Annotated in this window: 20 protein-coding genes; 9 read left to right on the top strand and 11 right to left on the bottom strand. The window is 70.4% G+C overall.

Annotation, left to right across the window (positions count from 1 at the left end; translation table 11 throughout):
- Nucleotides 1-149 precede the first annotated feature (149 nt).
- Both SSPS47_RS18805 and SSPS47_RS18810 read right to left on the bottom strand, forming a co-directional pair.
- Nucleotides 150-1,487, bottom strand: a complete 1,338-nt coding sequence (locus SSPS47_RS18805) for an ArsA family ATPase (protein WP_164252088.1) — start codon at nucleotides 1,485-1,487, stop codon at nucleotides 150-152.
- Nucleotides 1,487-2,446, bottom strand: a complete 960-nt coding sequence (locus tag SSPS47_RS18810; RefSeq protein ID WP_164252089.1) for an ArsA-related P-loop ATPase — start codon at nucleotides 2,444-2,446, stop codon at nucleotides 1,487-1,489. The genes SSPS47_RS18805 and SSPS47_RS18810 overlap by 1 nt, the downstream gene beginning before the upstream one ends.
- A gap of 94 nt (nucleotides 2,447-2,540) precedes the next feature.
- Between SSPS47_RS18810 and SSPS47_RS18815 the strand changes: the two genes are divergently transcribed.
- The 4 genes from SSPS47_RS18815 to SSPS47_RS18830 all read left to right on the top strand — a co-directional run bounded on the left by SSPS47_RS18815 (nucleotide 2,541) and on the right by SSPS47_RS18830 (nucleotide 5,088).
- Nucleotides 2,541-2,702 (top strand): DUF4177 domain-containing protein, encoded by a 162-nt coding sequence (locus tag SSPS47_RS18815; protein WP_023539689.1) that lies wholly within the window; start codon nucleotides 2,541-2,543, stop codon nucleotides 2,700-2,702.
- The gene (locus tag SSPS47_RS18820; protein WP_164252090.1) at nucleotides 2,699-3,169 is read left to right on the top strand and encodes a RidA family protein; all 471 of its coding nucleotides are present in this window, start codon (nucleotides 2,699-2,701) and stop codon (nucleotides 3,167-3,169) included. Before SSPS47_RS18815 ends, SSPS47_RS18820 begins: the two co-directional genes overlap by 4 nt.
- Nucleotides 3,170-3,355: 186 nt before the next feature.
- Nucleotides 3,356-4,246 (top strand): NUDIX hydrolase, encoded by an 891-nt coding sequence (locus SSPS47_RS18825; protein ID WP_164252091.1) that lies wholly within the window; start codon nucleotides 3,356-3,358, stop codon nucleotides 4,244-4,246.
- Nucleotides 4,243-5,088, top strand: coding sequence for an MBL fold metallo-hydrolase (locus SSPS47_RS18830; protein ID WP_164252092.1), 846 nt, complete (start codon nucleotides 4,243-4,245; stop codon nucleotides 5,086-5,088). The genes SSPS47_RS18825 and SSPS47_RS18830 overlap by 4 nt, the downstream gene beginning before the upstream one ends.
- 155 nt (nucleotides 5,089-5,243) lie before the next feature.
- Here the strand turns inward: SSPS47_RS18830 and SSPS47_RS18835 are convergent, their stop codons facing one another.
- The gene (locus SSPS47_RS18835; protein WP_023539685.1) at nucleotides 5,244-5,918 is read right to left on the bottom strand and encodes a Crp/Fnr family transcriptional regulator; all 675 of its coding nucleotides are present in this window, start codon (nucleotides 5,916-5,918) and stop codon (nucleotides 5,244-5,246) included.
- A gap of 314 nt (nucleotides 5,919-6,232) precedes the next feature.
- Between SSPS47_RS18835 and nth the strand changes: the two genes are divergently transcribed.
- The 3 genes from nth (at nucleotide 6,233) to SSPS47_RS18850 (ending at nucleotide 9,410) form a co-directional block, all read left to right on the top strand.
- The gene (nth, locus tag SSPS47_RS18840; protein ID WP_164252093.1) at nucleotides 6,233-7,123 is read left to right on the top strand and encodes an endonuclease III; all 891 of its coding nucleotides are present in this window, start codon (nucleotides 6,233-6,235) and stop codon (nucleotides 7,121-7,123) included.
- A gap of 352 nt (nucleotides 7,124-7,475) precedes the next feature.
- Entirely contained in the window at nucleotides 7,476-8,084 is a 609-nt protein-coding gene (locus SSPS47_RS18845; RefSeq protein ID WP_239065294.1) for a CoA pyrophosphatase, read from the top strand.
- Between the two features lie 126 nt (nucleotides 8,085-8,210).
- The gene (locus SSPS47_RS18850) at nucleotides 8,211-9,410 is read left to right on the top strand and encodes a MarP family serine protease (protein WP_164252095.1); all 1,200 of its coding nucleotides are present in this window, start codon (nucleotides 8,211-8,213) and stop codon (nucleotides 9,408-9,410) included.
- A gap of 198 nt (nucleotides 9,411-9,608) precedes the next feature.
- On the opposite strand, the gene SSPS47_RS35530 is transcribed toward SSPS47_RS18850, so the two are convergent.
- From SSPS47_RS35530 to SSPS47_RS18880, 6 genes are all read right to left on the bottom strand, one after another.
- Nucleotides 9,609-9,788, bottom strand: coding sequence for a hypothetical protein (locus SSPS47_RS35530; protein ID WP_164252096.1), 180 nt, complete (start codon nucleotides 9,786-9,788; stop codon nucleotides 9,609-9,611).
- A gap of 144 nt (nucleotides 9,789-9,932) precedes the next feature.
- Complete coding sequence (locus tag SSPS47_RS18860; RefSeq protein WP_164252097.1) at nucleotides 9,933-10,898, bottom strand: alpha/beta hydrolase; 966 nt, start codon at nucleotides 10,896-10,898, stop codon at nucleotides 9,933-9,935.
- Nucleotides 10,895-11,392, bottom strand: a complete 498-nt coding sequence (locus SSPS47_RS18865) for a phage holin family protein (RefSeq protein ID WP_164252098.1) — start codon at nucleotides 11,390-11,392, stop codon at nucleotides 10,895-10,897. The genes SSPS47_RS18860 and SSPS47_RS18865 overlap by 4 nt, the downstream gene beginning before the upstream one ends.
- 83 nt (nucleotides 11,393-11,475) lie before the next feature.
- A complete protein-coding gene (gene nhaA, locus SSPS47_RS18870; protein ID WP_239064972.1) occupies nucleotides 11,476-12,861 on the bottom strand; it encodes a Na+/H+ antiporter NhaA in 1,386 nt (461 codons plus the stop codon).
- 160 nt (nucleotides 12,862-13,021) lie between these two features.
- The gene (gene acs, locus SSPS47_RS18875; protein ID WP_239065295.1) at nucleotides 13,022-14,995 is read right to left on the bottom strand and encodes an acetate--CoA ligase; all 1,974 of its coding nucleotides are present in this window, start codon (nucleotides 14,993-14,995) and stop codon (nucleotides 13,022-13,024) included.
- A gap of 184 nt (nucleotides 14,996-15,179) precedes the next feature.
- A complete protein-coding gene (locus SSPS47_RS18880; RefSeq protein ID WP_164252101.1) occupies nucleotides 15,180-17,663 on the bottom strand; it encodes a SulP family inorganic anion transporter in 2,484 nt (827 codons plus the stop codon).
- 292 nt (nucleotides 17,664-17,955) lie between these two features.
- Between SSPS47_RS18880 and SSPS47_RS18885 the strand changes: the two genes are divergently transcribed.
- Nucleotides 17,956-19,329, top strand: coding sequence for a hypothetical protein (locus SSPS47_RS18885; protein WP_239064973.1), 1,374 nt, complete (start codon nucleotides 17,956-17,958; stop codon nucleotides 19,327-19,329).
- Between the two features lie 126 nt (nucleotides 19,330-19,455).
- Here SSPS47_RS18885 and SSPS47_RS18890 read toward each other — a convergent pair whose 3' ends face one another.
- Complete coding sequence (locus SSPS47_RS18890) at nucleotides 19,456-20,442, bottom strand: ATP-binding protein (protein ID WP_147873645.1); 987 nt, start codon at nucleotides 20,440-20,442, stop codon at nucleotides 19,456-19,458.
- Between the two features lie 102 nt (nucleotides 20,443-20,544).
- Here SSPS47_RS18890 and SSPS47_RS18895 point away from each other — a divergent pair, with 102 nt between their 5' ends.
- On the top strand, nucleotides 20,545-21,453 hold the full coding sequence (locus SSPS47_RS18895) for an oxidoreductase (RefSeq protein WP_164252102.1): 909 nt from the start codon (nucleotides 20,545-20,547) through the stop codon (nucleotides 21,451-21,453).
- Nucleotides 21,454-21,859: 406 nt separating this feature from the next.
- Here the strand turns inward: SSPS47_RS18895 and SSPS47_RS18900 are convergent, their stop codons facing one another.
- A complete protein-coding gene (locus SSPS47_RS18900) occupies nucleotides 21,860-22,696 on the bottom strand; it encodes an HAD-IB family hydrolase (RefSeq protein ID WP_147873647.1) in 837 nt (278 codons plus the stop codon).
- Nucleotides 22,697-22,800: the final 104 nt, after the last annotated feature.

The following is a 22,800-nucleotide window of genomic DNA, read 5'->3' on the forward strand; positions in this document are numbered from 1 at the left end:
CCGTGCGGCGGCCGTCGCGTGGCCCGTTACGCGGACAGGGCCGTGCACCGAAGTGCCCGTTTCCCAAGGCCCCGTCGCGCAAGTGCCGGGGCACCGAAAGGCCCGGTCACGTACCCGTCGGTCACGCGCTGCCGGTCACGCGCTGCCGGTCACGAGCCCCCGGGCGCCGGGTCCTCGCCCGCGAGGCGGACGCCGATGATCCGGAGCCCGGCGAGGTCGTGCACATCGCCGGGCAGTGCCGTGACCTCGGCCACGGGCACCTCGGGATGGAGCGCGGTGAAGCGGTCGCGCGTGCGCTGCTCACGCTTGAGTACCTGCATACGTTCCGCGTGCAGGCGCAGCAAACCGGCGGTCAGCTGATTGACCGACGGCTGTTCGGACGGCGGTTCGGATTGCGGTGCGGAAATCGACGGTTCGGACGTCTGCGATTCCTCGTGCGGCTCGGGCGTACGGGATGCCTCTGGGGCTTCGGGGGCGTCGGGAGATGAGCCCGCGGGGGCAGCGGCCTCACGCACTCCATCCTTCCCGCGGCCCTGATCCACAATGCGACCCTCTTCAAGATTTTCCGCGGCGGCCCGCGCCCGCTCCGCCGACAGCCGGGCGGCGCCGCTGCCGTGCACCCGGTTGAGGACGAGACCGGCGAGCGGCATCCCCTCGGCGGCCAGCCGCTCCACGAAGTACGCCGCCTCGCGCAGCGCGTCCCGCTCCGGCGCGGCGACCACCAGGAAGGCCGTGCCGGGCGCCTGGAGCAGTCGGTACGTCGCGTCCGCGCGCGTACGGAAACCGCCGAACATCGTGTCCATCGCGGCCACGAACGTCTGCACGTCGCGCAGGAATTGGCCGCCGAGCAGCTTCCCGAGGGTGCCGGTCATCATCGACATCCCGACGTTCAGGAACTTCATCCCGGCCCGGCCGCCCATCTTCGCCGGGGCCATCAGCAACCGGATGAACTTCCCGTCCAGGAACGAGCCGAGCCGCTTCGGCGCGTCCAGGAAGTCCAGTGCGGAGCGCGAGGGCGGGGTGTCGACGACGATCAGGTCCCACTCGTCGCGGGCCCGCAACTGCCCGAGCTTCTCCATCGCCATGTACTCCTGCGTGCCCGCGAAACCGGCCGACAGGGACTGGTAGAAGGGGTTCTCCAGGATGGCTCGGGCCCGGTCCGCGTCGGCGTGCGCCTCGACGATCTCGTCGAAGGTCCGCTTCATGTCGAGCATCATCGCGTGCAGTTCACCGCTGCCCTCGATGCCCTTGACCTGCCGCGGGGTGTTGTCGAGCGAGTCGATGCCCATGGACTGGGCGAGCCGGCGGGCCGGGTCGATGGTCAGCACGACCACCTTGCGGCCGCGCTCCGCGGCCCGTACGCCGAGAGCCGCCGCCGTCGTCGTCTTGCCCACGCCGCCGGATCCGCAGCATACGATGATGCGTGTCTGCGGGTCGTCGAGCAGCGGATCGACTTCGAGCGGGGGCACCGCCGGGTCCAGAGTCATCAGACCTCCCCGAGATTCCGTAGCTCCCCCGCCAGGCGGTACAGACCGGCGAGGTCCATCCCCTCACCGATCAGGGGGAGTTCGTACGTGGGCAGCCCGAGCCGCGCCAGGACGGCTCGCTGTTCGCGCTCCAGCTCCACGCGCTGGGCGTGCTCCGCGGCCTGCTCAAGGAGCGGTCCCACGAGCTTCGTGGGGGCGCCGACGCCGGCCGCCGCGAGCGCCTTGGTGACCTCTTTACGACGGTCGCCCGCCACTGCGTTGACGGCCTCCTCGTCGAGGACGTGCGGGCGCACCATGTTCACGATCACCTTGCCGACGGGCAGTTCGGCGCCGCGCAGCTCGCCGATGCCGTCGGCGGTCTCCTGGACGGGCATCTCCTCAAGGAGGGTCACCAGATGCACCGCGGTCCCGGGTGACTTGAGCACGCGCATCACGGCCTGGGCCTGGTTGTGTATCGGCCCTATCTTCGCGAGCCCGGCCACCTCGTCGTTCACGTTCAGGAAGCGGGTGATGCGGCCGGTGGGCGGGGCGTCCATCACGACGTAGTCGTACGTGAACCGGCCCCGCTTGTCGCGGCGGCGTACGGCTTCGCACGCCTTGCCCGTCAGCAGGACGTCCCGGACGCCCGGTGCGATGGTGGTGGCGAAGTCGATGGCGCCGATCTTCTTGAGGGCGCGGCCCGCGCTGCCGAGCTTGTAGAACATCTGGAGGTAGTCGAGGAGCGCGCGCTCGGCGTCGATCGCCAGCGCGTACACCTCGCCGCCGCCCGGGGCGACGGCGATCTTCCGTTCTTCGTAAGGAAGCGCCTCCGTTTCGAAGAGCTGTGCGATGCCCTGTCTGCCCTCGACCTCTACAAGGAGGGTGCGTTTGCCCTCCGTCGCGAGGGCGAGCGCGAGGGCGGCGGCGACCGTCGTCTTACCGGTGCCCCCCTTGCCGCTGACGACCTGGAGCCTGCTCACACATTCGAGCCTAACCAGTCGGACCGCGGGCTACGCACGAGGCCGTCCACGGGCTCCGTACGAGGTCCTCGCGCGGTGCGGATACAGTCGGCCCATGACGAAGTGGGAATACGCGACGGTGCCTCTTCTCGTGCACGCGACGAAGCAGATTCTGGACACCTGGGGCGAGGACGGCTGGGAGCTCGTCCAGGTCATTCCGGGTCCGAACAACCCCGAGCAGCTGGTGGCCTATCTGAAGCGAGAGAAGTCCGCATGAGCGGCGCGGTCGAGGCGGCTCTCGCCGAGCTGGGGCTGACGGTTCCGCAGGTCGTACCGCCGCTCGCGGCGTATCAGCCGGCCGTGCGGTCCGGCGTGTACGTCTACACGGCGGGGCAGCTCCCGATGGTGGAGGGCAAGCTTCCGGTGACCGGCAAGGTCGGCGCCGAGGTGACGCCCGAGGAGGCCAAGGACCTCGCGCGGATCTGCGCGCTGAACGCGCTGGCCGCCGTGAAGTCGGTCGCCGGCGACCTGGACCGCGTCGCACGCGTCGTGAAGGTCACGGGATTCGTCGCCTCCGCCTCGGACTTCACGGGCCAGCCCGGGGTCCTCAACGGAGCGAGCGAGCTGTTCGGCCAGGTCTTCGGCGACAAGGGCGTGCACGCGCGCAGCGCGGTCGGTGTCGCCGTCCTGCCGCTGGACGCACCCGTCGAGATCGAGATCCAGGTCGAGCTGATCGCGGACTGACCGTCGGCGTCCGGCCGGAGCGCGCGAGGGCCGGCGCGGAGTTCTCTTCGCGCCGCCGTCGCGCTGCCTCGTGCCGCCGTCGTGCCGTTGTCGCGCTGCCTCCGGGCCGCCGTCGCTCGGGCCAGGGCTCCCCGGCTCCGGGAAGTGGCTCTCGAACATCGCCCGGGAAGCCCGTAGCATCCCGGCATGTCCAATGGTCAGTGGTTCCCGCCCGAGTGGTCCGGCCGCATCCGCGCGCTCGCCCGGGGCGAGCTCAGCGTGGCCCCCGCACGGCGCGCCGCGACCGTGATGCTGCTGCGCGACGCCGTCGACGGATCCTTCGGACCCTCCGTACACATGCTGCGCCGACGCACCTCCATGGCCTTCGCCGGGGGTGCGTACGCGTATCCGGGAGGTGGCGTCGACCCGCGCGACGACGACCGGCTCGTCCGCTGGGCGGGCCCCGGGCGGGACGTGTGGGCGGGGCGGCTCGGCGTCGACGCGGCGTCCGCGCAGGCCATCGTCTGCGCGGCGGTGCGCGAGACCTACGAGGAGGCCGGGGTCCTGCTGGCGGGGGAGACGGCCGGGACCGTCGTCGGCGACACCACCGGGGACGACTGGGAGGCGGACCGGGCGGCTCTCGTCGACCGTGAGCTGTCCTTCGCGGAGTTCCTGGACCGGCGCGGGCTGACGCTGCGCAGCGATCTGCTGGCGGCGTGGACCCGGTGGATCACCCCGGAGTTCGAGCCGAAGCGGTACGACACCTGGTTCTTCGTCGCCGCGCTGCCGGCCGGGCAGCGTACGCGCAACGCTTCTACAGAAGCCGACCGGACGGTGTGGATCCGGCCCGCCGACGCGGCACTCGGATACGACGAGGGCGAGCTGCTGATGATGCCGCCCACCGTCGCGACCCTGCGTCAGCTCCAGCCGTACGGCTCCGCCGCCGAGGCGCTCGAAGCGGCCGCCGGGCGGGATCTCGCGCCCGTGCTGGCCAAGCCGAGGGTGGAGGGCGACGAGGTGGTTCTCGCCTGGCCCGGTCAGGAGGAGTTCACCAAGCGCGTGCCACTGCGCGTACCGCTGGGGGGTGGCGACCGATGACCGACGCCGCCGCCCTGCCGGGCCAGCCGCGCGGAGGCGTCCTCTCGGGCGCCGCGACGGCCCGCGCGGTCAACGTGCTCGCGCCCAACGCGTCCGCGATGACCCTGGACGGCACGAACACCTGGATCGTCTCCGAGCCGGACTCCGCGCTCGCCGTCGTGATCGACCCCGGTCCGCTCGACGAGGGGCATCTTCGGGATCTCGTCGCCACCGCCGAGCGCGCGGGAAAGCGCGTCGCGCTGACCCTCCTCACCCATGGTCACGCGGACCACGCGGAGGGCGCGGCGCGCTTCGCCGAGCTGACGCGTACGTCCGTACGGGCCCTGGACCCGGCCCTGCGCCTCGGCGACGAGGGGCTGGCGGCCGGTGACGTCGTGACGGAGGGCGGGCTGGAGCTGCGGGTGGTGGCGACCCCCGGGCACACCTCGGACTCGCTCTGCTTCCATCTGCCGGCCGACCGCGCGGTGCTGACGGGCGACACGATCCTCGGCCGCGGTACGACGATGGTGGCCCACCCGGACGGCAGGCTCGGCGACTACGTCGACTCGCTGCGGCGGCTGCGCTCGCTGACCGTCGACGACGGCGTCCATACGGTGCTGCCGGGGCACGGGCCCGTACTGGACGACGCCCAGGGGGCGGTGGAGTACTACCTCGCGCACCGCGCGAGCCGCCTCGCGCAGGTCGAGACGGCGGTGGAGAACGGCTACCGCTCGGCGGCGGAGATCGTGGCGCATGTGTACGGAGGCAGCGGCGTCGACCGGTCCCTGTGGCCGGCGGCGGAACTCTCGGTGCGCGCGCAGTTGGAGTACCTGCGGGAGCACGGGCTGATCTCCGGGGCGTAGCGACCGGTCCGCCGTCGGGCCGACGGGTCGCCTTCACGGCGACGCGTCACACGCCGGACGGGCCGGACCTGCCGGAGCATCGGGCGGGCAGGGGTGTCGGACGAGGCCGAGCGCCGGGCGGGCCGCACACGCGGCCCGCCCGGCGGCAGTACGGGTCAGCGCGAGCGCTTCGCGAGGCGTTCGACGTCCAGGAGGATCACCGCACGGGCCTCCAGGCGCAGCCAGCCGCGCTGGGCGAAGTCGGCGAGCGCCTTGTTGACCGTCTCGCGGGACGCGCCGACCAGCTGGGCCAGCTCCTCCTGCGTCAGGTCGTGGACGACGTGGATGCCTTCCTCCGACTGCACGCCGAAGCGGCGCGACAGGTCGAGGAGCGCGCGGGCGACGCGGCCCGGCACGTCGGAGAAGACCAGGTCGGACATCTGGTCGTTCGTCTTGCGCAGGCGCCGGGCGACGGCGCGCAGCAGGGCGGTGGCCACCTCGGGGCGGGCGTTCAGCCAGGGCTGGAGGTCACCGTGGCCGAGACCGAGGAGTTTGACCTCGGTGAGCGCGCTCGCGGTGGCGGTGCGCGGGCCCGGGTCGAAGAGCGACAGCTCGCCGATCAGTTCGCCGGGGCCGAGGACGGCCAGCATGTTCTCCCGGCCGTCGGGGGACGTGCGGTGCAGTTTGACCTTGCCCTCGGTGACCACATAGAGGCGGTCGCCGGGGTCGCCTTCGTGGAACAGCGCGTCGCCACGGGCGAGCGTCGTCTCACTCATCGAGGCGCGGAGCTCCGCGGCCTGCTCGTCGTCGAGCGCCGCGAAGAGCGGGGCGCGTCGTAGAACGTCGTCCACGAATTCTCTCCTTGTCGACCTGCTCAGGGGGACCTTCGGTCACCATGATGCCGGACGTGCTGCCTGTTCACGGGTGGCTCGGGCCGGCGGCGACTCTGTCTCCGTACCGGGCGCCCATTGTCGAAAACGTGCGATCAGTCACAAGTTTGACGTACAGCGGCCCCCGACCGTGCCCCGGGGCCCGATTCGGATGGTGATCGGCCGGAGCCGGGGCGGATGTCAGTGCAGGGCTCTACGCTGGCCGGGTGTCCAACTCGCCGGTGAGAGGGCAGCCCAAGGGAGCTGGAAGAGTGTCACCGAAGCAGAATTCCGCTGTGGGCGAACAGCCTTCCGCGAAGTCGAACAAAGCCGCAAAAGGCGCAAGCGCGAAGCCCGCGAGCGCCGAGCCCGCCGGGTCCACGACCGCCAAACGGCCGAAGAGCGCCAAGCCGGAATCCCGCCTGGCGATGGTCCGTCGCGCCCGCCGGATAAACCGCGAGCTGGCCGACGTCTATCCGTACGCCCACCCGGAGCTGGACTTCCGCGACCCCTTCGAGCTGCTCGTCGCCACGGTCCTGTCCGCCCAGACGACGGACCTGCGCGTCAACCAGACGACCCCCGCGCTCTTCGCGAAGTACCCGACGCCGGAGGACATGGCCGCCGCCGTGCCCGAGGAACTGGAGGAGGTCATCCGCCCCACGGGATTCTTCCGGGCCAAGGCGAGGTCCCTCATAGGGCTGTCGACGGCGCTCCGCGACCGCTACGACGGCGAGGTGCCCGGCACGCTCAAGGACCTCGTGACGCTCCCCGGCGTCGGCCGCAAGACGGCCAATGTCGTGTTGGGCAACGCGTTCGGTGTCCCCGGCCTGACTGTCGACACCCACTTCGGCCGCCTCGTGCGCCGCTGGAAGTGGACCGACCAGGAGGACCCGGAGAAGGTCGAGGCGGAGATCGCCGCGATCTTCCCCAAGAGCGAGTGGACGATGCTCTCGCACCGGATCATCTTCCACGGCCGCCGGGTCTGCCACTCGCGTAAACCGGCCTGCGGAGCCTGCCCCATCGCGCACCTCTGCCCCTCCTACGGAGAAGGCGAGACCGACCCGGAGAAGGCCGGGAAGCTGCTCAAGTACGAGATGGGCGGCTATCCGGGACAGCGGCTCTCCCCGCCGCCGGACTACCCGGGCAAGCCGGCACCGCCCCTCGGCACACCCGCCGGGGCCGAATGAGCGCCCGCGCGGTGAGCACGCGGGGGGCCGGAGCCGTATCACCGGACAGAACGGCGCGCCACGGGAGCGGGCGGGCTGGAGAGGAAGGGCTGCGGCGCATGCGGCTGGAACGATCCGGGGGACAACCGGCGTTGTACGTCGGGGGTTGCCGATGACACGGGCTGACACACATGACGCACGCACCACACGAACCTCACGCGCCGAACGAACACGCGCCGAGCCAACACGCGGCGAACGAACACGCGCCGAGAGAATCCACGACAAGGCCACTCGCATCCACGACAGAGCCGTGACCGACATCCCCGTCACCACCGAGGGCCTGCCCGACTGGCTGGGCCCCGTGGTGCGCGCCATGCGGACCGTGGCGCCGGAGCAGCTGAGCCGCTTCCTGCCGCCCAAGAACGGCCTCGGACGCCAGTCCGCCGTCCTCGTCCTCTTCGGCGAGGGCGCCCGCGGCCCGGAGCTGCTGCTGATGGAGCGGGCCAGCACCCTGCGCTCGCACGCCGGACAGGCATCCTTCCCCGGCGGCGCCCTCGACCCCGAGGACGGCGATCCGGCGACCACCGGACCGCTGCGCGCCGCGCTGCGGGAGGCCGAGGAGGAGACCGGGCTCGACCCCACCGGTGTCCAGGTCTTCGGCGTGCTGCCCAAGCTGTACATCCCGGTGAGCGAGTTCGTCGTGACCCCGGTGCTCGGCTGGTGGCACACCCCCACCCCGGTCGGCGCGGTCGATCTCGCGGAGACCGCCCGCGTCTTCGCCGTACCCGTGGCGGATCTCACGGACCCGGCCAACCGCGTGACGGCCACCCACCCCAGCGGGGTCCACAGCCCCGCGTTCACGGTCGCCTCGGCGCTCGTCTGGGGCTTCACCGCAGGGGTGATCGACCGCATTCTGCACTTCTCGGGCTGGGAGCGCCCGTGGGACCGCACGAAGGAGGTCCCGCTCGACCGGCGCTCATGACAGGCTTGCCCAACGGCTGGCGTGGCCCGGTGACACGGTGCGCGACAGCGACTCCGCCGCAGGTCCGGACCCCCACCCGACGGGGCGACGGGAGACGCATCAGCGAGGCTAGCGAGGCTATTGACGGTGAACGTGCTGGACATCCTGCTGCTGGTCGCCGCCGTGTGGTTCGCGATCGTGGGCTACCGCCAGGGCTTCGTCGTGGGCATCCTGTCGGTGATCGGCTTCCTCGGCGGCGGTCTCGTCGCCGTCTATCTGCTCCCGGTGCTCTGGGACCAGATCACCGAGGAAGCGGAGGTCACGACGACGGCCACGGTCGTCGCCGTCGTCGTCGTGATCGTCTGCGCCTCCGTGGGGCAGGCGTTCACCACCCACCTCGGCAACAAGCTCCGCCGCTACATCACCTGGTCACCGGCGCGAGCCGTGGACGCGACGGGCGGCGCACTCGTCAATGTCGTCGCCATGCTGCTGGTCGCCTGGCTGATCGGCTCCGCCCTCGCCGGGACGTCATTGCCGACGCTCGGCAAGGAGGTCCGTAACTCGAAGGTCCTGCTGGGCGTCTCGCGCGTGATGCCGGGGCAGGCGGCGACCTGGTTCACGGGCTTCTCCTCCGTCCTCGCGCAGAACGGCTTCCCGCAGGTCTTCAGTCCGTTCGCCAACGAGCCGATCACCGCCGTCGACCCGCCGGACCCGGCGCTCGTCGGCAGCCCCGTCGCCGCCCGTGCGCAGCGCTCCATCGTCAAGGTGGTCGGTACGGCGCAGAGCTGCAGCAAGGTCCTCGAAGGCACCGGCTTCGTCTTCGCCGAGCGCCGCGTCATGACCAACGCGCACGTCGTGGGCGGCGTGGACGAGCCCACCGTCCAGATAGGCGGCGAGGGCCGGCTCTACGACGCGAAGGTCGTCCTCTACGACTGGGAGCGGGACATCGCCGTCCTCGACGTGCCCGACCTGCGCGCCCCCGTGCTCCAGTTCTCCGACAAGGACGCGGTCAGCGGCGACGGCGCGATTGTGGCGGGCTTCCCGGAGAACGGCGCGTACGACGTGCGCTCGGCCCGTGTCCGGGGCCGTATCAACGCCAACGGGCCGGACATCTACCGGCGCGGAGAGGTCCGGCGCGACGTCTACTCGCTCTTCGCGACCGTCCGGCAGGGCAACTCCGGCGGCCCGCTGCTCACCACCGACGGCAAGGTGTACGGCGTGATCTTCGCCCGGTCGCTCGACGACCCCGACACCGGCTACGCCCTGACGGCCGACGAGATCCGCGAGGACATCGAGTTGGGACGCTCGGCCAACCAGCAGGTCGACAGCCAGGGATGCGCGCTGTAGGGATCCGGGACCCCGCACGGTGCGCCGGGCGGGAAGCGGATACGAGGACGGGCCGGGCCAGGAGATCCTGGTCCGGCCCGGCTCTGTCCTCCGTTGTTCCGTGTCCTGCGCGCCGGTAATTCCGCGACCTTCAGCTTTTAGTTCCGGTCTTCGTTCCGGTACTCCTTCTCGCTTCCCCTGATCCTGGTCCCGCCGTGCCTAACCGCGTGGATGCCGCAGCCGTGCCGAGACCCAACGGGCCCTTCGGCGGAGAATCAGTGGAATACCGAGTCGGAGATCATGGCCCTGATCTTCCGGACCGCCCCTCTCGTGGGTGATCGGCACAGAGGCCGAGCGGTGGTTGCGTGCTGCGTCACCGTAGTCGTGCGTCCAGCCCATACACCGACGTTTGCCCGGGGCCCATGGTCGGTAATCGCCCACACGTCGGCCAATTGGCCTATGCGCCAGGCAATTGGCTGTTCGTCGTACAAGTGTTCCTGAGGAGGCGCGTGAGCCGCCGCGATCCGTCCCGTGCGGCGCTGATCAGCGGTCGGGCTCGGGATCCTTCAGCCAGCTGACGAGCTCCGTGGAGAACGCCACCGGGTCCTCCTCGTGCGGAAAATGGCCAAGTCCGTCGAACAGCCGCCAGCGGTAGGGGGCTTCGACGTACTCGGCGGACCCGGCCGTACTGCGCGTGCGCATCGCCGGATCGAGCGAGCCGTGCAGCTGGAGGGTCGGCACCCGCACGGGCCGCTTCATCCGACGGTTGAACTGGATCCCGTCCGGCCGCGCCATCGACCGCACCATCCAGCGGTACGGCTCGATGGAGCAGTGCGCCGTGGAGGGGATGGTCATCGCCCGCCGGTAGATGTCGACGGTCTTGTCGTCGGGCGGCTGCGGACCCGACCAGCCCCGGATCAGATCGCCCACCAACGCCCCCTCGTCCGCGACGAGCTGACGCTCCGGCAGCCACGGCCGCTGGAAACCCCAGATGTACGAGCCGGCCCTGCTCTGTGAGAAGTCCGACAGCATCGCCGACCGCCAGCGGCGCGGATGCGGCATCGACGACACCGCGAGCCGGCGCACCAGTTTCGGCCGCATCACGGCGGCGGTCCAGGCGAGATACCCGCCGAGGTCGTGCCCGACGAGCGCGGCGTCCGGCTCGCCGAGCGAGCGCACCACACCGGTGATGTCGAGGGCCAGATTGGCGGGGTCGTAACCGCGGGGCGTACGGTCGCTGCCGCCCACCCCCCGCAGGTCCATCGCGACGGCCCGGTACCCGGCCTCGGCGAGCGCGGGCAACTGGTGCCGCCAGGTCCACCAGAACTGCGGGAAACCATGGAGCAGCAGCACCAGAGGCCCGTCGCCCATCTCGGCGATGTGGAAGCGGGCCCCGTTGGCGGCCACGTCCCGGTGCGTCCAGGGGCCGTCGAGGCGCACATCGGTCGCGACCGTCGCGCCGGGGACGCTGCCGGAGGGGGTGCCAGAGCCGTTTTCGGGGGCGGTCATGCAGACGAGCGTGCCACAGTCTCGCCCACCTCATGGACCGGGCGCGGATGTGGCTTGACCGTCTGGAGGACAGCGGCGGACTGCTTGGCGGACGCGATGGTCCTCTCCGGCGGTTTGACCTTCTTGAACTTGCGCATGGCGATCAGGGCCAGCAGACCCGCGAGGAGCAGAAACGCTCCGCCCACGATCAGGAACGACCACGCGAGCCCCAGGCCCCAGTTGTGGATCCCGTACGCGGCGGCGAAGCTCAGCACCGGCAGCGAGAAGAGGGCGAACACCCCCGCGATACCGATCGCGGCGCTGCCCGTCACCCCCCGCTGGACGTCCTCCCGCAGTTCCGCCTTGGCCAGCGCGATCTCGTCGTGCACCAGCGCGGACATCTCCGCGGTCGCCGACGAGACCAACTGGCCCAGACTGCGGTCGCCGTTGACCCGGACGGCTGGAACGGTGTCGGCGGTAATGGTTACGGCGGCATGGCTGCCGGGGTCGCTCATCCTTGACTCCCTCGTTTCGGCTGCGCTCTCGCACATCTGCGATTCTTCCGGCCCTGCGCCTTCAGATCATGCCGGATGTCAGATCATGCCGGACCGGCGCCGTCCTCGCGCGTCGCTGCGGCGTGTTCCGCCAACCGACGGTGCTCAGCTGCCTTCCCCTCGTAGATGGCTGCCATTCTCAGGTGGTACGCCGGGTCGTCCTGCTCGTAGATGTCGGGAACACCGTCCATGTCCTCGTCGAGTTCCTCGGCGTCGCACAGCGCCCGGTATGTGCGGACCCGTACACGCAGCAGTACGGCGGCGAGTACGGCGGCGATCACCGAACCCGCCAGGACGGCCGCCTTCACCTCGTCCGTCAGCCCCGGATCGCCGGCGAAGGCCAGTTCGCCGATGAGCAGCGAGACAGTGAAGCCGATGCCGGCGAGCGTCGCCACCGCCAGGATGTCCGGCCAGGCCAGATCCTTGTTGAGTTCCGCCCGGGTGAAGCGCGCGGTCAGCCAGGTGCCGCCGAAGATGCCGAGCGCCTTGCCGACGACCAGCCCGAGGACCACGCCCAGGGTCTCCGGCCGGGTGAAGACGGTGGCCAGCGCGCCGCCGCTGACCGGGACACCCGCCGAGAACAAGGCGAACAGCGGTACGGCGAGACCGGCCGACAGCGGGCGGACGAGGTGTTCGATGCGCTCGCCGGGCGACTGCTCCTCGCCCTTGCGCCTCACGCAGCGGAGCATCAGGCCCATCGCGACGCCCGCGACGGTGGCGTGGACGCCGCTGTTGTACATCAGTGCCCAGACGACGAGGGCCAGCGGGACGTACACGTACCAGCCCCGTACGCCCTTCCTGAGGAGGAACCAGAAGACGGCGAGAGCCGCGCAGGCACCGGCCAGGGCGATCAGGTCGATGTCGCTGGTGAAGAAGATCGCGATGATCAGGATCGCGAAGAGGTCGTCCACGACGGCGAGCGTGAGCAGGAAGGCGCGCAGCGCGGACGGCAGCGAGGTGCCGAGTACGGCGAGCACGGCGAGGGCGAACGCGATGTCGGTGGCCGTGGGGACGGCCCAGCCGTCCATGGAGCCCCCGCCCACCGCGTTGACCACCAGATAGACGCCCGCGGGCATGATCATGCCGCACAGCGCGGCGATCACGGGGAGGGCGGCGGCCTTGGGGTCGCGCAGTTCTCCGGCGACCAGCTCGCGCTTCAGCTCGATGCCGGCGACGAAGAAGAACACGGCGAGGAGTCCGTCGGCGGCCCAGTGCCGCACGGAGAGGTCCAGGCCGAGCGAGGCGGGGCCGAAGTGGAAGTCACCGACGGCCGCGTAGCTGTCGCTGACGGGGCTGTTGGCCCAGATCAGCGCCGCGACCGCGGCCACGAGCAGCAGGACGCCGCCGACCGTCTCGGTGCGCAGCGCGCTCGCGAGATACGTCCGCTCGGGGAGCGGGAGGCGTCCGAGGAAGGTGCGAGGGGTGGACACAGGAGGACTCCGGTCGGTTCGGCGGGCATGACGAATCACCTGCCGACCAGACTTCCCGGCGCACCGTTGGTTCCTTATTACATTGTTGACGCGCCGCCCACTTTACAAAGAGGAGCCCCCGGCGCGATACGCCAGGGGCTCCTGCTCGGCCGAGGGGGGCTCAGTCCTCGCTGGTCGCGCTCGGGAGCTGGGTCTGGATCAGCTCCATCACCGAGGAGTCGGTGAGCGTCGTGACGTCTCCGAGCTGGCGGTTCTCCGCGACGTCGCGCAGCAGCCGCCGCATGATCTTGCCGGAACGGGTCTTCGGCAGCTCGGCCACCGGCAGGATCCGCTTCGGCTTGGCGATCGGCCCCAGCGCCGTACTGACGTGGTTGCGCAACTCCGCCACCAGACCGTCGTCCACCGACGCCGTACCGCGCAGGATGACGAAGGCGACGATCGCCTGGCCGGTCGTCTCGTCCGCCGCGCCGACGACGGCCGCCTCGGCGACCTTCGGGTGCGAGACGAGGGCCGACTCGACCTCCGTGGTGGAGATGTTGTGGCCGGAGACCAGCATCACGTCGTCGACCCGGCCCAGCAGCCAGATGTCGCCGTCGTCGTCCTTCTTGGCACCGTCGCCCGCGAAGTACTTGCCCTCGAAACGCGACCAGTAGGTGTCGATGAACCGCTGGTCGTCGCCCCAGATGGTGCGGAGCATCGACGGCCACGGCTCGGTGAGGACGAGATATCCGCCGCCGCCGTTCGGCACCTCGTTGGCCTCGTCGTCCACGACGGTGGCCGAGATGCCGGGGAGCGCGCGCTGCGCGGAGCCGGGCTTGGCCTCGGTGACACCGGGCAGCGGGGAGATCATCATGCCGCCGGTCTCGGTCTGCCACCAGGTGTCCACGACGGGGGTCTTGCCCGCGCCGATGTTCTGCCGGTACCAGATCCAGGCCTCGGGGTTGATCGGCTCACCGACCGAGCCCAGCACGCGCAGCGACGACAGGTCGAACTTGGCGGGGATGTCGTCCCCCCACTTCATGAACGTGCGGATCGCGGTCGGCGCCGTGTAGAGGATCGTCACGCCGTACTTCTGGACGATCTCCCAGAAGCGCCCCTGGTGCGGGGTGTCGGGCGTGCCCTCGTACATGACCTGCGTCGCGCCGTTGGCCAGCGGCCCGTACACGATGTACGAGTGGCCGGTCACCCAGCCGACATCGGCCGTGCACCAGTAGACGTCCGTCTCCGGCTTGAGGTCGAAGACCGCGTGATGGGTGTACGCCACCTGGGTGAGATAGCCGCCCGAGGTGTGCAGAATGCCCTTGGGCTTACCCGTCGTGCCGGACGTGTAGAGGATGAAGAGCGGGTGCTCGGCGTTGAACGGCTCCGGCGTGTGCTCGGCGGGCTGGCGGTCGACGATGTCGTGCCACCACACGTCCCGGCCCTCGCTGAAGGCGGTCTCCTGGCCGGTGCGGCGCACGACCAGGACGTGCTCGACCTGCGGGCAGCGGGCGACGGCGTCGTCGATCGCGGGCTTGAGCGCGCTCGGCTTGCCGCGCCGGTAGCCGCCGTCGGAGGTGATGACGAGCTTGGCGTCGGCGTCCTGGATACGGGAGGCCACGGCGTCGGCCGAGAAGCCGCCGAAGACCACGGAGTGCGCGGCGCCGATACGGGCGCACGCCAGCATCGCCACGGCCGTCTCGGGGATCATCGGCATATAGATGGCGACGCGGTCGCCCTTGGCCACGCCGAGCTCGGTGAGCGCGTTCGCGGCCCGCGAGACCTCGTCCTTCAGGTCGGCGTAGGTGAGGGAGCGGCTGTCGCCCGGCTCGCCCTCGAAGTGGATGGCGACCCGGTCGCCGTTGCCCGCCTCGACGTGGCGGTCCACGCAGTTGTACGCGACGTTGAGCTCGCCGTCCGCGAACCACTTCGCGAAGGGCGGGTTCGACCAGTCGAGGGTCTCGGTCGGTTCGGTGGCCCAGGTGAGCCGCCGGGCCTGCTCGGCCCAGAAGCCAAGCCTGTCCGCCGCGGCCTGCTCATACGCCTCCGACGTCACGTTGGCGTTGGCGGCCAGCTCCGCCGGTGGCGCGAACCTCCGCTCTTCCTTGAGCAGGTTGGCCAGGCTTTCGTTGCTCACGACATCTCCCTTTCCCAGGGCGTCCTATGTGTCCCCGCGCCTAGCTCATCAGGCAGATGCCCGGGTGACAAGGGTCTTCAGGAAATTGGTTTAGACCTATGCGGCTGGGCTTACGGGTGGGCTGAACGAGTAAGTGGCCCCGTTCCCCGGCTGTGGTGGGGAACGGGGCCACACATTCTCACGGATGCGGCGGGGCTCCGGTTCAGGCGCGCGACTCCTGGAAAGCCGTCGGGGCCACCCGGTTGAACACCTCGTCGGAGCTGCCGGACAGTCCCTCCGGCAATCCGTTGGACGGTCCGTCGGAGGCGAGCAGATACGCCTGTGCCTCGCCGACATGGAAGTACATGCCGTGCAGTTCGAGCCGGCCCTCGGCCAGGCGCCGGGCCACCGCCGGGTGGGCGCGCAGATGCTCCAACTGCTGGACCACATTGGTCAGACAGAGCTGTTCGACCGCGTCGGCCGGCAACCGGCCGGAGATCCTGGCCCACGCGTGCTCGCCGCTCCGCATCCGCTCCAGGCTGGGCCGGCCGTGCCGGAGCCAGCGGGTGAGGGGGGAGGAGCCGGCTTGCGGGGTGGTGGGAGAGGCAGGCTGAGGGGTGGATGGCGGGAGGGTCTCTGCGGTGGCCTCTGAGGCGGGCGAGTCCGGCAGGTCAGGTGCGTCGGGAGCGTCCGGCGCGCTGAGGAGGGCCTGCATCGCACCGCATCCGGAGTGCCCGCAGATCGTGATGGACTCGACCTGGAGGACATCGACCGCGTACTCGATCGCCGCCGCCACGGATTCGTCCTGCCCCTCGGCGCCCTCCTCCCCCGGGAGGGGGACCAGATTGCCGACATTGCGGACGGTGAAGAGATCGCCGGGACCGCTCGCCGTGATCATGCTCGTCACCAGCCGTGAGTCCGCGCAGGTGAGGAAGAGCTGCGAGGGCTGCTGGCCCTCGCGTGCCAGCCGCGCCAGCTCGCCCCGTACGTGCGGAGCCGTATGGCGCTGGAACGAGCTGAGCCCACTGGCCAGTTGCCCGCCCTGGACCCGGCTCGGCACCCACTGCTTGTCCGTCTTCCGCCCCTCCGTCCGGGGCTGCTCCGCGGGGGTGCCGCAGTGGTGGTTGCGCCACGGTGTCCACGGCCGGCAGCAGGTGCTCGACCCCGGCGCCGGCTCGGCGGGCTCGGCGATCGGGTCCCCCGATCCGCCGGTGAACTCGACCGTGCCGCCCCGGGCCAGATGCGCGACCTGCCAGTCGTGCAGCGCCTCGTACGCCGCGTGGTCCATGAACGATCCGTCCAGCTCGACCACGCAGTCGCTGCCCTGGGGCACCTGGTGCAGAAGTCGGCTCAGCCGCGGAACGGCCAGGAACATCAACTGGCCGCGGGCGCGGAGCCGGTGGACGCCGTCCCGCTCCTCCAGCGTGATCCGTGTCCGGGTGAGCCGGTGCAGCGCGACGGCCACCGCCAGCGCGATCCCGATGGCCACGCCCTCCAGGACGCCGGTGAGCACCACCCCGGCCAGCGTCCCCACGTAGACGAGCAGTTCGCGATTGCGCTGCACATTACGCATGTGTACGACGTTGACCAGCTGGATGCCGATGACCATGACCAGCGCGGCGAGGGCGGCCAGCGGGATCAGGTCGAGCACCGGCACCAGGAAGAGCGCGGCGACGGCGACCCACAGCCCGTGCAGCATCGTCGAGTGCCGGCTGACACCGCCCGCGGCCACGTTCGCCGCGCTGCGGACGGCGACGCCGGTGATCGGCAGCCCGCCGAGCGCGCCGGAGACGACGTTCGCCGCGCCCTGCCCGGTCAGCTCCCGGTCGAGGCGGGCGCGCGGAATCTGGACGTGCTGGTCCTTGCGGGCGGCCACCAGTTTGTCGACTGCCACCGCCGACAGCAGTGACTCGACGCTGGCGACCAGGGTGACGGTGAGAACGGCGGCCATCAGTCCGAGCACCGGCCCCTGCGGCATCTCGGGCAGTGCGTGACTGCTCCAGGAGGGCAGGTCGACCCGGTCGAGGCTCAGCCCCGCGACGACGGCCACAAGGGTCGCGGCCGCCACCGCCGCGAGGGCGGCGGGCGCCTTCCGCAGGATCCGGCCCGTACGCCCGGGGATCCGCGGCCAGGCGAGCAGAACGCCCACGGTCAGCGCGCTCACCGTGATCGAGGCCGGGTGCAGATCGGCCAACTGGGCAGGCAGTGCCCGGACGTTGGCGACGGCGGAACTCTGCGGACTGCCGCCGAGGACGATGTGCAGCTGGGCGAGCGCGATCGTGACGCCGATGCCGGCCAGCATCCCGTGCACGATCGCCGGGCTCACCGCGAGCGCCGAGCGGGCGACACGCAGCGCGGAGAGGCCGAGTTGGGTGAGGCCCGCGAGCACGGTGATGGCGCAGGTGGTGCGCCAGCCGTACTGATGGATCAGGTCGGCCGTGACGACGGTCAGACCGGCCGCCGGTCCGCTCACCTGGAGCGGCGCGCCTCCGAAGCGGCCGACCACGATGCCGCCCACCGCAGCGGCGACGAGACCGGCCTGGAGCGGGGCGCCGGTGGCGAGCGCGATGCCGAGGGAGAGCGGCAGCGCGATCAGGAAGACCGAGATGGAGGCGGAGAGGTCCGCTCCGGCGATCCTCAATCCCCGCCGCTGACCGGGCGGGGGGCTGTGGGGCTTCTCTTCGTGTGTGGGGACGCAGGCAGACATGGTTCCCGTCTCCTCCGGGGCGGCGCGGTCACGGGACAGGGGGCCGGGGCCGTGGGTCACGGCGTGCCGTGGCGGGATCATCAACGCTCAGTAAATGGATCGTAATGGAGAGTAAAGATTCAGGCATGACTTTCGGGGCAAATGGGGCAAACTTTCACTCGCGCCAGTGAATAGTCATTTTGTACGGCTTGTCATACCGATCCCCCTCGGGTCCCAGTGCGACGTTGTCGGCGCTCGGCGCCGTGCCCGGCGTTTCGACGCTTCGACGCACAGAATCTGAGGAGGTGGGCCGATGCTGGCCGTCACGAAGAGGATCGTCTGCGGTGCGGCTGTCACGGCGCTGGCCGTGGGACTCGCCGGATGTTCGGGGGCCGGTTCGCCGGAACCGAAGGACAAGGCCAACGCCGAGACCGAGGACGGCTCCCATGGCGCGAAGAAGGGGGCGGGCCCGGCCAAGAGCGCGGTGCGGCTCATCGGCGACGGCTCGACCGCGTACACCGGCACCCAGCCCGGGGTCCTCAAACCGGAGCGTCTGAAGCCCGGTCAGAAGCCGCCCCAGTTCGTGGTGTTCTCCTGGGACGGGGCCGGTGAGGACAGCCAGAAGCTCTTCTCCCACTTCCGCGAGGTCGGCAAGAAGTACGACGCGAAGATGACGTACTTCCTCAGCGGCGTCTATCTGCTGCCGAAGGAGAAGTCCAAGCAGTACAGCCCGCCCCAGCACGCCGTCGGCCGCTCGGACATCGGCTTCAACGACACCGAGGGGATCAGGAACACACTGCGTGAACTGCGCGCCGCCTGGCAGGACGGCAACGAGATCGGCACCCACTTCAACGGTCACTTCTGCGGGGCGAACGGCGTCGGCAACTGGTCGGTCGAGGACTGGAAGAGCGAGATCGGCCAGGCCAAGGCGTTCGTCAAGAACTGGAAGACCAACACCGGCCTGACCGCCGAGGCCCCGCTGCCCTTCGACTACGAGAAGGAGCTCGTCGGCGCCCGCACACCCTGCCTGGAAGGGCAGCAGAACATGATGCGGGCGGCGAAGACGATGGGCTTCCGCTACGACTCCAGCGGCGTCGGCACCCAGGTCTGGCCGAAGAAGACCGAGGGCATGTGGGACATCCCGCTCCAGCTCGTCCCGGTGCCGGGGCGGCAGTTCGAGACGCTCTCGATGGACTACAACTTCATGTTCAACCAGTCGAAGACGGTCAACGGCGACCCCTCCCAGCACGAGTACTGGGGCAACCAGATGCGGGACGGCCTGCTCCAGGCCTTCGGCCGTTCCTATGACGGCAACCGCGCGCCGCTGATCATCGGCAACCACTTCGAGTCGTGGAACGGCGGCACGTACATGCGCGCCGTCGAGGAGACGATCAAGACCGTCTGTGTGAAGGACGGCGTGCGGTGCGTGACGTTCAAGGAACTGGCGGACTGGCTGGACGCGCAGGACCCGCAGACGCTCGAAAGGCTGCGAGGGCTGGCCGTTGGGCAGAAGCCCAAGGGCGGCTGGCAGTCGTATCTGACAGCTCCCGTCGCGCCGGCCTCCCCGACGGCCCCCGCGGCTCTGGCGGGTCCGGGGGCTTCCGACTCACCGGCCGCCCCGGCCACCCCGCCGGTTCCGGACGCGGACCCCGGCGCGGGCTCCGAGGAGGGAACGGCGGCGCGCTGATTCCAAGGCACGGGCGCCCGCGAGCCGCGAGCCGCGGGCGGTCCGAGCGGTTCGGGCGGTTCGGGCGGTGGTGCGGGCGGTTCGGGCGGGTGCCTCGGCGCGCCGCCCGTACCGCCACGTCGCCGTTCAGCTCGGCTGCGGGACCGCCGCGTCCTCGCGGAGCACGAACGCCGGGTCGACCTGTGCGGCCAGGTCCCCGCCGGTCTTCGCATTGCCCCAGCTCTCCGCGTTCCTGAGGTGGAAGTGCACCATCTGCCGTGTGTAGCGCTCCCAGTCGCGGTTCGCGTACGAGTCCTCGGCGGCGTCCTCAAGGACCTGGAGCGCCACCCGGTTCTCCGCCTCCAGCAGCTCGAAGGGGGCAGGGCGGCCCTTCTCCATCGACCGCACCCAGTTGGAGTGGCCAACGGTGACGAGCAGGTCGTCGCCCACCTCGTCCTGGAGGAAGTCCACATCGTCCTGTGCCTGGACCTTGTTGCCGACGACGTTGAGCGCGATGCCGAAGTCCCGTGCGTACTCCTTGTACTGGCGGTAGACCGACACCCCCTTGCGCGTCGGCTCCACCACCAGGAACGTCATGTCGAAACGGGTGAACATCCCGGACGCGAACGAGTCCGAGCCCGCCGTCATGTCGACCACGACGTACTCGTCCGGGCCGTCGATCAGGTGGTTCAGGAAGAGTTCGACCGCGCCGACCTTGGAGTGGTAGCAGGCCACCCCCAGGTCGGACTCGGTGAAGGGACCCGTGGCCATCAGCTCGATGTCGCCGTCGTCCAGCCGGACGGTACGGGCGCAGGCTTCGTACACCGGGTTGGACTCGCGGACCCGCAGCAGCCGGGAACCCTCGCCCGGGGGCGTCGTCTTGATCATCGAGTCGGCGGAGGTGATCCGCTGGTTGGTGCCGCGCAGATACTCCTTGATGAGCGGGAGATGCGCGCCCATCGCGGGCAGCGCGGCGGTCTGCTCCTCGTCGAGACCGAGCGCGGCCCCGAGATGCTGGTTGATGTCGGCGTCCACCGCGATGACGGGGGCCTCGTTGGCGGTCAGATGGCGGATGAAGAGCGAGGCCAGCGTCGTCTTGCCGCTGCCGCCCTTCCCCACGAAAGCGATCTTCATGTTCACCTAGCGTAGTGCCGTTGTCGCTGTGTGCTTTCGCACCCGGTGAAGAAGACCACTCCAACGTGGGGCGCGCGCTGTGGGCGCGTAGCCTTGCTACCTATGAGTACGACAGCTTCGAACGCTTCGTCCGCTCCGCGAGGGCGTGACCCTCTCGCCACACTGGGCTCCCTGCCGGGGGTCCCCGACGCGGTGGATTCGGTGCGCGAGGCGGTCGACCGGGTCTACGGGCACCGCGTGATGAGACGGCGCAGCAACGAGGTCACCTCAGAGGCCGCGCTGCGCGCCGCGCGCGGATCGGCGGCGCTCTCCGGGGCGGACTGGGCGCTGGAAGAGGTACGCAGGCGCAGCGACTTCGGCTCCGCGGCCGACGCGCTGACGGTGGGGGCCGCGCTGCGGCTGACCGCCGAGGCGGGCCAACTCCTCTCCATCTGGCGGCAGTCGCCGGTGCGGGTGCTGGCCCGGCTGCATCTGGTGGCGGCCGGTGGTGTCGGCGCGGGAGCCACGGTCGCCGAGGATTCCGGGGTCGCGGGGGAGACGGTGGGCCGGCCGAGGCTGGCCGGTGAACCGGTCGTCGAGACGCCGGGGCCGGACAGCCCCAAACCACTGATCGAGGCACCGCTGCCCGGCGCCGACGAGGTGGCCGGACGGCTGGACGTCCTCTCGGAGTTGGTGGTCGAGGGGAGTTCGGCGCCCGCGCTCGTCACGGCGGCCGTGGTGCACGGCGAACTGCTGGCGCTGCGCCCCTTCGGCTCGTACAACGGCCTGGTGGCGCGCGCCGCCGAGCGGATCGTGCTGATCGGCAGCGGACTCGACCCCAAGTCGATCTGCCCGTCCGAGGTCGGACACGCGGAGTTGGGGCGCGCCGCTTACGTGGCGGCGTTCGACGGTTATCTCTCCGGGACGCCGGAGGGGATGGCGGCCTGGATCGCGCACTGCGGGCGCGCGGTCGAACTGGGTGTCAGGGAGTCGACCGCCGTGTGCGAGGCGCTCCAGCGCGGCGCGGCCTGAGCCGCGCTGGCCGCTGTCGCCGGCCATTCCGGCGGCGGGGGATCTTCGGCGCGCGGTCGCTTCACACGAATGCGGCGGTACCGGACAGGTACCGCCGCTGGCACGTCCACCCAGTTACCAGGCGTCCTCGTAATTTTGCCCATCAGGTCGGGTACTTCGCCCGTCCCTGGTGCGGCTGGCCCGTAATCGACGGGTCGACGTCGCGTGGGTACTCGGCTTTCATGCGCGGTCCGTGGGGCCTTCTTGCGTCAACAGGTCATCCTCGCGGATGTCCTTGGTCTCGCGGGCCGTTGATTCCTTTGTACTCCTGTGCGGAAGCAAGCGAAAGCCCTCGCTCCGCAACTTTACTTTTAGGTTCAAATAAGGGCGAACCGCGCGGCCGTGGTCGATCCGTCGCCCGGTCCGGTCACGCGGAAGCCGCCTGGCGTCGCCGACTCGCGTACCAGACCAGCCCGGCGGTGGCCGCCGCCGCGCCCACCGCTGCCGCCGCCACGAGTGCCGGCCGTGGCGGCATGGAGAAGGCCGGCAGTCGCTGCTTGAGCCGGACCGGCCGGTCGAAGACGAGAATCGGCCAATCGCGGGCCACCGCCTCGCGGCGTAGCGCCCTGTCCGGATTGACCGCGTACGGGTGGCCGACCGACTGGAGCATCGGCAGGTCGGTGGCGGAGTCGCTGTACGCGTAACAGCGGTCCAGGTCGTACCCCTCGGACGCGGCGAGCGCCTTGACCGCCGCGGCCTTGGTCGGCCCGTACGCGTAGTACTCGATCTCGCCCGTGAAGCAGCCGTCCTCGCCGACGACCATGCGGGTCGCCACGACCCGGTCGGCGCCGAGGAGTTCGCCGATGGGCTCGACGACCTCCGCGCCGGACGTGGAGACGATCACCACGTCGCGTCCGGCCGTGTGGTGATCCTCGATGAGGGAGGCTGCCTCGTCATAGATGATCGGGTCGATGAGATCGTGCAGCGTCTCGGCGACGATCTCCTTGACCTGCTGGACGTTCCAGCCCTTGCAGAGCGCGGAGAGGTACTCGCGCATGCGCTCCATCTGGTCGTGATCGGCGCCGCCGGCGAGAAAGACGAACTGCGTGTATGCGGTGCGCAGTACGGCTCGGCGGTTGATCAGTCCGCCTTGATAGAAGGACTTGCTGAAGGTCAACGTCGACGACTTCGCAATGACCGTCTTGTCCAGGTCAAAGAAGGCCGCTGTGCGAGGCAAGGAGTGGTTTTCCACGAAGTCGAGCATAGGCGCCCACCATTCGGCGTAAGGTACGGCGCGTGGGTTTGCCTGAGAAGGCTCTCGGGTACACCATGGAAGTCACGGATCGTTCGCGACCGTGCTCACCTGGT

This window comes from Streptomyces sp. S4.7 (assembly GCF_010384365.1).
GTDB lineage: Bacteria > Actinomycetota > Actinomycetes > Streptomycetales > Streptomycetaceae > Streptomyces.

Bases quoted from the DNA above. Each gene is read 5' to 3' on its own strand.
- SSPS47_RS18805 (WP_164252088.1), bottom strand. From the start codon at position 1,487: ATGACTCTGGACCCGGCGGTGCCCCCGCTCGAAGTCGATCCGCTGCTC.
- SSPS47_RS18815 (WP_023539689.1), top strand. From the start codon at position 2,541: ATGACGAAGTGGGAATACGCGACGGTGCCTCTTCTCGTGCACGCGACG.
- SSPS47_RS18820 (WP_164252090.1), top strand. From the start codon at position 2,699: ATGAGCGGCGCGGTCGAGGCGGCTCTCGCCGAGCTGGGGCTGACGGTT.
- SSPS47_RS18825 (WP_164252091.1), top strand. From the start codon at position 3,356: ATGTCCAATGGTCAGTGGTTCCCGCCCGAGTGGTCCGGCCGCATCCGC.
- SSPS47_RS18830 (WP_164252092.1), top strand. From the start codon at position 4,243: ATGACCGACGCCGCCGCCCTGCCGGGCCAGCCGCGCGGAGGCGTCCTC.
- SSPS47_RS18845 (WP_239065294.1), top strand. From the start codon at position 7,476: ATGCGGACCGTGGCGCCGGAGCAGCTGAGCCGCTTCCTGCCGCCCAAG.
- SSPS47_RS35530 (WP_164252096.1), bottom strand. From the start codon at position 9,788: ATGGGCTGGACGCACGACTACGGTGACGCAGCACGCAACCACCGCTCG.
- SSPS47_RS18860 (WP_164252097.1), bottom strand. From the start codon at position 10,898: ATGACCGCCCCCGAAAACGGCTCTGGCACCCCCTCCGGCAGCGTCCCC.
- SSPS47_RS18865 (WP_164252098.1), bottom strand. From the start codon at position 11,392: ATGAGCGACCCCGGCAGCCATGCCGCCGTAACCATTACCGCCGACACC.
- SSPS47_RS18880 (WP_164252101.1), bottom strand. From the start codon at position 17,663: ATGTCTGCCTGCGTCCCCACACACGAAGAGAAGCCCCACAGCCCCCCG.
- SSPS47_RS18885 (WP_239064973.1), top strand. From the start codon at position 17,956: ATGCTGGCCGTCACGAAGAGGATCGTCTGCGGTGCGGCTGTCACGGCG.
- SSPS47_RS18890 (WP_147873645.1), bottom strand. From the start codon at position 20,442: ATGAAGATCGCTTTCGTGGGGAAGGGCGGCAGCGGCAAGACGACGCTG.
- SSPS47_RS18895 (WP_164252102.1), top strand. From the start codon at position 20,545: ATGAGTACGACAGCTTCGAACGCTTCGTCCGCTCCGCGAGGGCGTGAC.
- SSPS47_RS18900 (WP_147873647.1), bottom strand. From the start codon at position 22,696: ATGCTCGACTTCGTGGAAAACCACTCCTTGCCTCGCACAGCGGCCTTC.